We start from the raw sequence: 10,184 nt of genomic DNA, 5'->3' as shown, positions 1-10,184 counted from the left end.
CTACAAGTTTTATTAATTTAAAAAAAAGATGATAAAATGATAAATACCGCTTCGTCACAAAAAATAAATAGAGAAATTTATTTTTTATTTATTTATACCTTCTTTTTAGGAATTATAACTTATGGATTTGCTCTAACTAACTTTACTGTAAGTATTGATAATGAAATGCCTATTTATTCAAATTTTGGTATGGAAGTAGGAAGATGGGGACAAAATTTAATATTATACCATTTATTTGGTGGACATTTACCTTACTTTTCAATTATTTTGAGTTTAGTATTGTTCAGCGTTGCTGCAATTCAAATCAATAATTTACTTAAATTTAACGGATTAGCCAGTTACTTATTTTGTGGTCTGTTTATAACATTTCCTCAATTATCCTATCAGATAATATTTGGAATGATGGCTGTAGTTGCTGCATTAGGTGTAATCTTTTCTACATTTTTCGTACAAGTGTTTCTAAATGCGTATAAGTTAGAATCACTACCAAAAAAACTGGCTATTTATTTGGCAATAGCACTTCTATTGATGTTTTCATTATCCAATTATCAAGCTTTTCTTTTTATTCCGATAACGTTATACTTAATTGTTTTCTTTCAAGAAACGTTTAGTGACGACTTTAATATTATATCAGAATTTAAAAAGGCGCTTCATTTTGCTGGTGTTATTATTGTCGGTGGTGTTCTCTACTATTTTTCTGTAAAAATAATTTGTCCTCTACAACAAGGTGGCTACATTGAATCCTTCGTTGCAGGAGAAAATTTAAATTTCTTCTCGAATTTTATAACAATAAGCAAAGCTCATTTATTAGGTAATTCATTTTATGGCGAGAAATTGTATATAATAGCAACATTATCAGTAATTTTAATTAGTATAAATCTTGCGTTTAGTAAAAAACATTTAGTTTACAGGGTTTTAACTTTACTAGTATTAATTATTTCGCCGTTCATATTATCTTATTTTATTACAAATGGGTATCATCCGCCAAGACTTTATGTCACATTAAATCTTGTTTTTGCTTTTATAATTGTTTTAGCTACTAGTCGTTTTAAGGTTTTTACAACTTCTATAACATTAGTTTTTATGGGTTTTATGTTTCTATTTAATATATATTTTGTTACTAAACTTTTTACAAGCGCTAATAAAATATACAAGCATGATGTAAGAATAGCTGAAAAAATAGATAATATTATTCAAACAAAATACCCTTCATTTTCATCCACAGAAAAATCAATTTATTTTTACGGTTATTTTCCTTATGAATACCATCAAAAATATAGATTAGAGAATTCTGAAATTTTTGGTGGATCCTTTTACGGTTGGGATAATGGAAACAACTTTAGAATTGTAAACTTTTTTAAAGAAGCAGACATTGCAGAATATAATATGGTAACTAAAGAAAAATATGATTCTGTAAAAGACTCTATTGCCAATATGCCTGCATGGCCAGATAGCGAATCAATAAAAATGATTAACAACGTTGTTGTTGTAAAATTAGGCAAAGAAAAAGGCGGACCTATGTATTTTGAATAATCTTTTAAAGATTTCTACTTTTTTTCTGCCCAAATACTAAATCCTGAAGCCATATTTTTGCTCATAGGATAATATTGCAAAATAACATCCAAAAACTTAATAGGAAAAGTAATTATCATAAAAAGCAAATACAGAAAGGTGTGCAACGGCTTTATTCCAAAAGAAAAAACTAATGCAAACCACTCTTGAACAACCCATAACATTCCAGAGGTTGGTCCGACAGATTTAAGCTTTAAGATATGAAAATCCCTGAATTGATGCTTCATGCCTTCATAAGTAAATCTCTGAAAATCATAAGGCGAGGCATGAAATGGCTGCATAAAAGGAATAAAAGAATAGATCTTTCCTCCTGGTTTCAATATCCTATTGATTTCAGAAATTACTTTTTCTGGATTAGGTACATGTTCTAAAACTGCAATATTTATTATATAATCAACCGAATTATCTTTAAATGGTATTTTTTCTATATCACAAATAATATCAACGTTTTGGTATGGAAGTAAATCAATATTTAATAAATCATCTCCAAAGTCTGAATTGCCACTTCCAAGATTCAATGCAACAACTTTCTTGCCTTTAATCTCTTTTTTAATAATTCGCTTTGCATCGAAAAAAGGTTGTGGATAAACCGGACTTATAATTTCAATTAATGCACTATATATTTTATTAAACTTCTTTAATTTATATTTTAACTTGTCTAAAAAATCTGTTACAATCTCTTCTTCGACTGGAATGAAAATGTATTTTCCGTTTACTAATTGATAATCGTCTTTAAAGAGATCTGAATTTATATTTTTCATCTAATAAATTTATAATTGATTTACAATATCAATCACTCTTTGTTGATCTTGTTGATTTATTTCGTAAAATAAAGGTAGCCTCAATAGACATTCTTCAAATTTATCTGAATTAGGAATTTCTCTTCCATCATGATTTGGTGTATAATACTCACTTTTATGTAAAGACAAGTAATGAAAAACAGCCAGAATATCATTTTCCTTCAACTTTGCTATAAGTTGTGTTCTAACACTTAAATTTTTACAAACAATAAAAAACATATGTGCATTATTAGTGGCGTAATCTGGAATAAAAGGTAAAATAATATTTTCATTGCTTTCAAAAGCAACATGATATCTATTCCAAATTTCTAATCGTTTTTGTTGAATTTTTTCAATATTTTCTAATTGAGCCCAAAGAAAGGCTGAGATAATTTCACTAGGTAGAAAAGAAGATCCAGTATCTACCCAACCATATTTGTTTATTTCTCCACGAAAAAAAGATGAACGATTTGTTCCTTTTTCCCAAATAATTTCAGCTCTGCCTATTAAACTTTCATCATTTATAGTTAACATTCCTCCTTCGCCAGAGATTATGTTCTTTGTTTCATGAAAAGAAAATGCGCCCAAATGACCTATACTTCCTAACGCTTTTTTTGTTCCGTCTTTAAAAACATAATAACTATCAACTGCTTGTGCTGCATCTTCAATAACAATTAAATTATGTCTTTCTGCAATATCCATTATTTTTTCCATATCGCATGCAATTCCTGCGTAATGAACAACTACAATGGCTTTAGTTTTATTGGTTATCAATACTTCTATTTTATCTGCATCAATATTTGGATTATTTGAATATGAATCAGCAAAAACAATACGCGCTTGTTGTCTTACAAATGGTAAAGCCGAAGACACAAAAGTATAACTAGGAACAATAACCTCATCTCCAGCCACTATATTAGCCAATATAGCAGCCATTTCTAAAGCATCAGTGCATGAAGTAGTTAATAACGCTTTTTTGAAAGAATATTTTTCTTCAAAAAATGTTTGACACATAACAGTATATTTTCCATTACCCGAAATTTTGCCCGACTTAACAGCATCTTCAATATATTGGGTTTCTTTTCCTGTAAGATAGGGTTTGTTGAAAGGTATCATATTTTCCAATAATGTTTTATAAATGTTTTATTCTTTATCGAATAACCTTGCTTTGTGTAAAAACTACAAGCTTGAATATTAGATAATTGAGTTGGAATTGTAAGTTGCTTTATTTTTTTTTGATAAAGCAAATGTTCAAGATTCTGTACTAATTTTGCTCCAATTCCTTTGCCTTGATAGTTGTTATCAACTGCAATTAATCCTACTGAAGCAGTATCATCATTTATTTTGTAAGTTACAAATCCTTTCAATATATTTTCTTCAAAGTATACCAAAACACCATCAGCAAATTTTTTATTTATCGAATTGTCAATCCAAGTTTGATATAACTTTTTAAAATGGTTTTCACCAAATTTTGCATCCAGTAAAAACCGGCTGTTCTTTCCACTTTCGTAGGCTAATAAATACAATTGTTCTTTATCAATAGTAACTTTATCAAATTCAAAAATAAATTTCGATGTATCAGTGTTTGCTTCTAATGTTTTAACAAAGTTAACTTTGGTTTCAGAGAATAAATTTTCAAAATGATCTAATTTTAGTTGAAAATCTTCGTTAGAAAGTACATAAATTAAATCATAATCAGCACTATTTTCCTCTTGCAAATTCTTATAGTAATTGATTTCTCCAACTTTGATATTAAAAAAGTCACTATCCCAATCTAGTTTTTTAATTTCCATGAATTTCATCAATTATATAGACTGGACGGTTTTTAGTTTGGTCAAATATTTTACCAATATATATTCCGGCAACGCCAATTGTTGTAATAATAACTCCAGACAAAAACCATATTGATACTATTATAGAAGTATATCCTAAAACCTCAATCTCATTGTGCATAGCTTGATAAATATAATAGATTCCAACACAAAATGATAAAAGTGATATCATCATTCCAAATTTTACAAATAATTTTAATGGTTTGTTAGAAAATGAAATTATAGTGTTGAAAGCAAGGCTAACTAATTTTGAAAAACTATAACTTGTTGTTCCCGAATCTCTTGGCGCATGTTCAACTATAATTGATGTGGATTTATAACCGACAAATTCTACAAAAAGTGGAAAGAATTTAATATAATCGGAAATTTCTAAAATAGAATGAATCACTTTTTTGTGATAAATTCCAAAGTTTGCAATTTCGTTATCATACTTTGTATCGGTAAAATAACTGTATACTTTTGAAAAAACTTTAGATGATAATTTCTTTAAAAATTTATCTTCCCTATTTTTTCTTCGTGCTTGAACTACTTCAAAACCTTCTTGAGCTTTTTGGTATAACTTTACTATTTCTTTTGGTTGGTCTTGTAAATCGCAATCCATAACAACGATCCATTCGCCTTTGGCTTGGCTTAATCCTGCTACAATTGCTGGATGTTGCCCAAAATTTCGGCTCAATCTAACACTCTTAACAAAAGGGTTTTTTAAAGATTGTTCTTTCATTTTATGCCATGAATTGTCTTTACTTCTATCGTCAACCAGAATTATTTCGTAGTTAACATCAAGGGTATTCATAGCTTTTTGAATTTCAAAAACCAACTTTTCTACAAAGTGTTCTGCTTTGTAAATCGGACTAACTATTGATATTTTAGGATTACTACTCACTTAATTCTTTTTTAAACTTTCTTCCCAGCTTTTAACCTCAACTCCAAAAACATTTTTAATTTTTGATTTATCCAATACACTGTAAGCTGGTCTTTTAGCTGGTGTTGGATAAGCAGAAGTAGGTATTGGTTGTAAATTTATACTAATATTGTTTACTTCAAATATTTTTTTGGCAAAATCATACCACGAACATTGCCCTTGGTTACTGAAGTTGTAAATTCCGAAGTTAGATTCTGAAACAAGTTCAGAATGACAAGAGGAAATTATCTTAATTAAAACCTCAGCTAAATCAACAGCGTTTGTTGGTGTTCCAATTTGGTCTGAAACCACAGATAAACTATCTCGTTCTGATGCTAATCGTAACATCGTTTTCATGAAGTTGTTTCCAAATTGTGAATAAACCCAAGAAGTTCTTATGATGAAATAATTGTCAAAAGTTTCTTGAATGGCTTTTTCTCCGTCTAACTTTGTTTGTCCGTAAACGCCTGTCGGATTTGGAAGGTCTTCTTCTGTGTAACCATTTGTCACGCTGAGCGCAGGTGAAGTGCCATCAAATACAAAATCGGTGGAAACGTGAAGTAATGTCGTTGAAAATTCTTTGCAAACCTCAGCAAGATTTTTAACGCCAATTACATTTATTAAATGTGCTTTTTCTGGTTCGCTTTCGGCTTTGTCAACCGCTGTGTAAGCTGCAGCATTTATGCAATAATCAGGCTTGAATTTGGTAAAAACCAAGTGACAATTTTCTTTCGAAGTAATATCTAAATCAGACGAAGAGCAAAATTTAAATTCGATTTCAGCATATTTCTCAGAAATAAATTGAATAGCCTGACCAAGTTGTCCGTTGGCTCCAGTGACTAAAACTACCATGCTTTTTTAGCCGATTTAAAATTTGGAAGTGATTGGTCTTTTTCTGAAATTATTAATTTATCAATATCAAATTGCCAATCAATATTTAGCTCCAAATCATCATATTTTATGCCGCCTTCACTTTCTTTATTGTAAAAATTATCGCATTTGTAGAAGAACGTCGCTTTTTCACTTAGAACTAAAAATCCGTGTGCAAATCCTCTTGGAATAAAAAATTGTTTCTGATTTTCACCAGAAAGTACAATTGCAACATGTTGTCCATAAGTTTCCGATTCTGGTCGAATATCAACAGCAACATCAAGTACTTCTCCGTCTAAAACTCTAACTAATTTTGCTTGAGCATGATCACCAGTTTGATAATGTAAACCTCTTAAAACTCCAATTGACGAATATGATTGATTGTCTTGAACAAAATGAACTTTTTGCCCAGTACCTTTTTCAAAGGTTTGTTCGTTAAAGCTTTCCATAAAATAACCGCGTTCGTCTTTTATGATATGTGGTTCTAAAACAAAGCAACCTTTAAGTTTGGTTTCTATAAATTCCATGTTCTAATTTAAAAATTAAAAATCAATTTAGGTTTTCTACATATATTTATTGCAGTTTAGATTTAGCTAATTGCCTTCTGTAGAAAGATCTAAAAACTGTAAAACCAATGAAGATAAATATAAACAAAACTGGAAGAACTAATTTAAGCTTTCCGTTAATTGACTTAATGTTTTTAATATTTAAAGTTACGCTAATTTGTTTAATAATCTTATCGGTGTTTATCAATTCTATTCTTCGTCTACCTTGATCATTAACTAATTCATCTTTAGTTTTTATAACATCATTAAGCTGAGTATTCTCGTTAATGTACACAAGATTACTTGATTGTGATTTATTTCCTTTGTTAGATAGTGTATTTAAAAAACCGTTAATTTGAGAAATTATAGAATCGTTTGCTACAATTTTTACTTTAATATTGTTTATGTATTCTTTTTGGATTTTCGAATAATAATCAGAATCGTTTAAGTATTTTAAAATTTGTTCAACCGTGTTTTTTTCAGATATTAAAGCAGAAGTTGAAAAAGATATTGCATGAAAATGATAATTTTTACTAGTTACTTTATCTGTAATTATTTTTTTAATATCACCATCTTCAGCCAACAATTTTATGAATTCAAAATTTTCATCTCTATTTTCAATAAACTCGTAAACGTCATTAATTGGCTCAATCGCTATTTTTTTAAATTTTTTTGGCTCTTTAATTCCTAAAGCATTTTTTAGAAACAAAGTGTCTTTTTCTTCAATTTTAGAATTAATGAGTTCTACTCGAGAATATAAATAGTCTGTAGAGCCAAAATTTGGTGTAACAATTACTTGATGATCATAACTTTTAGAAGTTTTATCAAGATAGAAGCCAAGTCCAACACCAATAACAAAAAGAATACTAATTACTAAGATATTTCTTTTAAGAAACAAAATTCCTCTAAAAATTCTTGTCGATATACCTTCGAAAAATCCACCTATTTTTTTTGAAATTTCAGACAAATCAATTTCTTGATTGTCTGAATTATTTTGAGATGCTGTACTCATAAAAATATATTATTTTGTGTTGAAAATTTGTTCTAATATTTTAATCGTAATCAAATAGGTTGGCTTTACTCCTGTTGTTCCCAATCCACCAGAAGCTAAAGTGCTTCCAGTTTCTAGAGGATTATCCGAAGCATAATAAGCGTATCTCACTTTTACATTTGGATTAATGCTTTTTCTAATTTTCGATGCCGATTGTATGGCTTTTTGATAATAAGCACCTTCCATTTCAAGACCAATTACACTCCAGGTAGATTCGTGAAAAAACTTCAATAAATCTTTATTCTGAAGCGATGTTCCCAAAACGGTAATCATTGGTCCGCCAAAAACTGGTATGTCGTTTCCTTCAAACATCTCGGCAGTTAATTCATTTTCGAAAAAATAATTGTCTGCTGTTCCTTCATTGATGTGTGCATTCGGAATCATAATGTCGCCTTTTCCTCCTTCTAGAATTCCTGCTTTTCCCATAATTGAAACCGATTCAACATTAATTAATGTTTTCTCTTTTCCGTTTTTATAAGGTTTCAATAATTCATCAATGGTTTCATAAGCTTGCTCACCAAAAGCATAATCCATTACAATAATAACCGGATTGTCTTTGCCAATTTTAGCATTTGGAAACGCCGATTTTACCCAGTCAATTTTGGCTGTATCAAATATTTGAACATCAATATTGGTTCCTGATGTATCTGGTAATGAAATCATTCCGTGTTTTAAAGCAAATTCCTCTACTTTATCTCTCACATCGTGCGCACCTTGCTTGCTCAATTCTTCAAATATAAAGAAATCTGACTTGTCTTTGAATTTAGTTTTTAAAACATGCGTAGCAAAAATCGAATTCATAACACTGTGCATGTTGGCACTAATAATATGAATTGGTCTAGTCAATAAATCGTTGTTTTTTAAAACTTCTTTAATGTTATTAGCCCAAATTTCACCATGAATGTGATGACCAAGACGTTCTCTCAATATTGGACTAAACGTAATTGTTCTTTTATTATTATCAACCACTTCCTCAATGGCAAGTTTTCCTAACCAATAAATTACGTGCAGAAAACGATCGGGTTTTTCTGTAGTTCCAAAAGCGTCATAAATATCTAAAATCTCAACAAATGTTCTTCCTAAAACATTAGCTGCATGCGATATTGCTTGCTCTTTTTCTATTTGAGTTAGTTTCTTTGTTTGTAAAGCTGCCTGCTCGATTTTTAACCAATCGCGAACGACTTCATTATTGTTTTCATCGATTAAAACTTTGTCTTTAATTTTATGAGATTCAATAAAAATAAAGGTCAAATGCGTTAAAATATCATAAATGTCTGATCGTCCACGAGTGATTTCAACGTTCATTTGTTCTTCGTCAATTCGGTAGCAATTTCTTCTACGTTTTGGCGGAACAATAGCTTTAAAATGTGATTTAGAATAACCTTCGTCTGAAGTTAAATTGATGTAACGACATTCTTCAATGCCCACCGGAAGTCTTTCAATTACATAAAGTAATCCGTTTAATTCTACTTTTTCATCGGCAATTGAGCCGTAAATTTCTGGTCGAAGCTCCAATAATGCTTCTCTTAAAGTTTCTCCTGAAACACCCATTGGTTTATAAAAACCTCTGTTAAATAAATGTCTCATGGTAATGTACAATCGTTCGATAGCTGCCGACGATTCTTGCGCTCGTGAGCGCGAAATGTTTTTAATTTCTTTCATTAAATTTTGTTTTCTAACCTGCAAATATAGGAATTTTATGCTTTAGTTGGTCAGGATAAGGTTAATTGCAGGTTCATCTATCGTTGCTTTTTCTGATGAATTTGCACTTCTTTTATCTTGTTTTATCCATTTTCCTTTGGTGAAACTGAATAAAAAATCTTTCTCAGCACGACCATAAAGCACATAAGGAAGATACGTATTGTACTTTTTTGTAGTGTTCAAACTGGCATTAGTTTGTGTTTTTTCAACTGTGTTTTTCTGGATTAATAATTTTTCAAATCCAACGAAAAGTCCGGCTTTTGGAAATGATAAATTGTATTTAGACAAATTGTATTTGTTTTTAATGACTCCTTTTTTAAGTGTGAGAATAATGTCTTTGTTCATAAGTTCTTCACCTGGAAAACCATTGGCATCTACTTTGTAAAAATGCAGTTTTATGGTAGCATCTTCTATTCTACTGTCGGCAAAAATGGTTACGTATTTTAAATACTGCGTTTTCTTGTAGGAAGCTTGATATGGAAAAAATTTCACGTCAATTGTTGGTCCGTTTTCAAAGGCTTGATAGATTTCACTTTTATCAATTCTACCAATTTCTATTTGTTTTTCGTCTTTTCTGTTTGATATGAAAACGTCTTCTAGTTCATAACTCGTTTCTTTTAAAAGAACAACTTTGGCATTGGAAACCGAAACTTTTTTCTTTTCAAAACCTAAGGCAGAAAAAATTAAATTGGCATTTTTATTGGCCGGATTTATGGTAAATTCTCCATTATCTTCAGACGTTGTTCGAATATTTTCATCCTCAACAAGAATGTTCACATACGGAATAGGATTTCCCGAAATGCTGTCTTTTACAACACCTTTTATTTGTGCCGAAAGTGAGCAAGAAAGTAGAAGAAAGATGTATTGAATTTTCATCTATGTAGAATTTATTTGTTATTGGTCATATATGGTATCGCTTTTTATTTATTGGTG

10 protein-coding genes are annotated in these 10,184 nt (G+C 30.0%); 1 reads left to right on the top strand and 9 read right to left on the bottom strand.

What is annotated here, in order from left to right:
• Positions 1 to 36 precede the first annotated feature (36 nt).
• On the top strand, positions 37 to 1,533 hold the full coding sequence (locus DIU01_RS08205) for a glucosyltransferase domain-containing protein (RefSeq protein WP_290833355.1): 1,497 nt from the start codon (positions 37 to 39) through the stop codon (positions 1,531 to 1,533).
• Between the two features lie 14 nt (positions 1,534 to 1,547).
• Here DIU01_RS08205 and DIU01_RS08200 read toward each other — a convergent pair whose 3' ends face one another.
• From DIU01_RS08200 to DIU01_RS08160, 9 genes are read right to left on the bottom strand one after another with little or no spacing between them, the layout of a single operon-like run.
• Positions 1,548 to 2,333, bottom strand: coding sequence for a class I SAM-dependent methyltransferase (locus tag DIU01_RS08200; protein WP_290833353.1), 786 nt, complete (start codon positions 2,331 to 2,333; stop codon positions 1,548 to 1,550).
• A gap of 9 nt (positions 2,334 to 2,342) precedes the next feature.
• On the bottom strand, positions 2,343 to 3,467 hold the full coding sequence (rffA, locus tag DIU01_RS08195; protein WP_290833350.1) for a dTDP-4-amino-4,6-dideoxygalactose transaminase: 1,125 nt from the start codon (positions 3,465 to 3,467) through the stop codon (positions 2,343 to 2,345).
• Positions 3,464 to 4,144 (bottom strand): GNAT family N-acetyltransferase, encoded by a 681-nt coding sequence (locus DIU01_RS08190; RefSeq protein WP_290833348.1) that lies wholly within the window; start codon positions 4,142 to 4,144, stop codon positions 3,464 to 3,466. Before DIU01_RS08190 ends, rffA begins: the two co-directional genes overlap by 4 nt.
• The gene (locus tag DIU01_RS08185; protein ID WP_290833346.1) at positions 4,134 to 5,066 is read right to left on the bottom strand and encodes a glycosyltransferase family 2 protein; all 933 of its coding nucleotides are present in this window, start codon (positions 5,064 to 5,066) and stop codon (positions 4,134 to 4,136) included. The genes DIU01_RS08190 and DIU01_RS08185 overlap by 11 nt, the downstream gene beginning before the upstream one ends.
• Positions 5,067 to 5,936, bottom strand: a complete 870-nt coding sequence (rfbD, locus tag DIU01_RS08180; protein WP_290833344.1) for a dTDP-4-dehydrorhamnose reductase — start codon at positions 5,934 to 5,936, stop codon at positions 5,067 to 5,069.
• The gene (gene rfbC / locus DIU01_RS08175; RefSeq protein ID WP_290833342.1) at positions 5,930 to 6,481 is read right to left on the bottom strand and encodes a dTDP-4-dehydrorhamnose 3,5-epimerase; all 552 of its coding nucleotides are present in this window, start codon (positions 6,479 to 6,481) and stop codon (positions 5,930 to 5,932) included. The genes rfbD and rfbC overlap by 7 nt, the downstream gene beginning before the upstream one ends.
• A 46-nt stretch (positions 6,482 to 6,527) precedes the next feature.
• Entirely contained in the window at positions 6,528 to 7,511 is a 984-nt protein-coding gene (locus DIU01_RS08170; RefSeq protein ID WP_290833340.1) for a hypothetical protein, read from the bottom strand.
• Between the two features lie 9 nt (positions 7,512 to 7,520).
• Complete coding sequence (locus DIU01_RS08165; protein ID WP_290833338.1) at positions 7,521 to 9,212, bottom strand: hypothetical protein; 1,692 nt, start codon at positions 9,210 to 9,212, stop codon at positions 7,521 to 7,523.
• Positions 9,213 to 9,254: 42 nt separating this feature from the next.
• Complete coding sequence (locus DIU01_RS08160; RefSeq protein WP_290833336.1) at positions 9,255 to 10,127, bottom strand: carboxypeptidase-like regulatory domain-containing protein; 873 nt, start codon at positions 10,125 to 10,127, stop codon at positions 9,255 to 9,257.
• Between the last annotated feature and the right edge of the window lie 57 nt (positions 10,128 to 10,184).

Origin of the sequence: Flavobacterium sp., assembly GCF_003525665.1 — a bacterium.
Taxonomy (GTDB): domain Bacteria; phylum Bacteroidota; class Bacteroidia; order Flavobacteriales; family Flavobacteriaceae; genus Flavobacterium.
Note: the sequence above shows the minus strand (reverse complement) of the source record. Positions and strands in the feature narration are given on the sequence as shown.

What these genes read in the sequence shown, in the direction of transcription:
- DIU01_RS08205 (WP_290833355.1), top strand. Translation starts at nt 37, where the DNA reads ATGATAAATACCGCTTCGTCACAAAAAATAAATAGAGAAATTTATTTT.
- DIU01_RS08200 (WP_290833353.1), bottom strand. Translation starts at nt 2,333, where the DNA reads ATGAAAAATATAAATTCAGATCTCTTTAAAGACGATTATCAATTAGTA.
- rffA (WP_290833350.1), bottom strand. Translation starts at nt 3,467, where the DNA reads ATGATACCTTTCAACAAACCCTATCTTACAGGAAAAGAAACCCAATAT.
- DIU01_RS08190 (WP_290833348.1), bottom strand. Translation starts at nt 4,144, where the DNA reads ATGGAAATTAAAAAACTAGATTGGGATAGTGACTTTTTTAATATCAAA.
- rfbD (WP_290833344.1), bottom strand. Translation starts at nt 5,936, where the DNA reads ATGGTAGTTTTAGTCACTGGAGCCAACGGACAACTTGGTCAGGCTATT.
- rfbC (WP_290833342.1), bottom strand. Translation starts at nt 6,481, where the DNA reads ATGGAATTTATAGAAACCAAACTTAAAGGTTGCTTTGTTTTAGAACCA.
- DIU01_RS08170 (WP_290833340.1), bottom strand. Translation starts at nt 7,511, where the DNA reads ATGAGTACAGCATCTCAAAATAATTCAGACAATCAAGAAATTGATTTG.
- DIU01_RS08165 (WP_290833338.1), bottom strand. Translation starts at nt 9,212, where the DNA reads ATGAAAGAAATTAAAAACATTTCGCGCTCACGAGCGCAAGAATCGTCG.
- DIU01_RS08160 (WP_290833336.1), bottom strand. Translation starts at nt 10,127, where the DNA reads ATGAAAATTCAATACATCTTTCTTCTACTTTCTTGCTCACTTTCGGCA.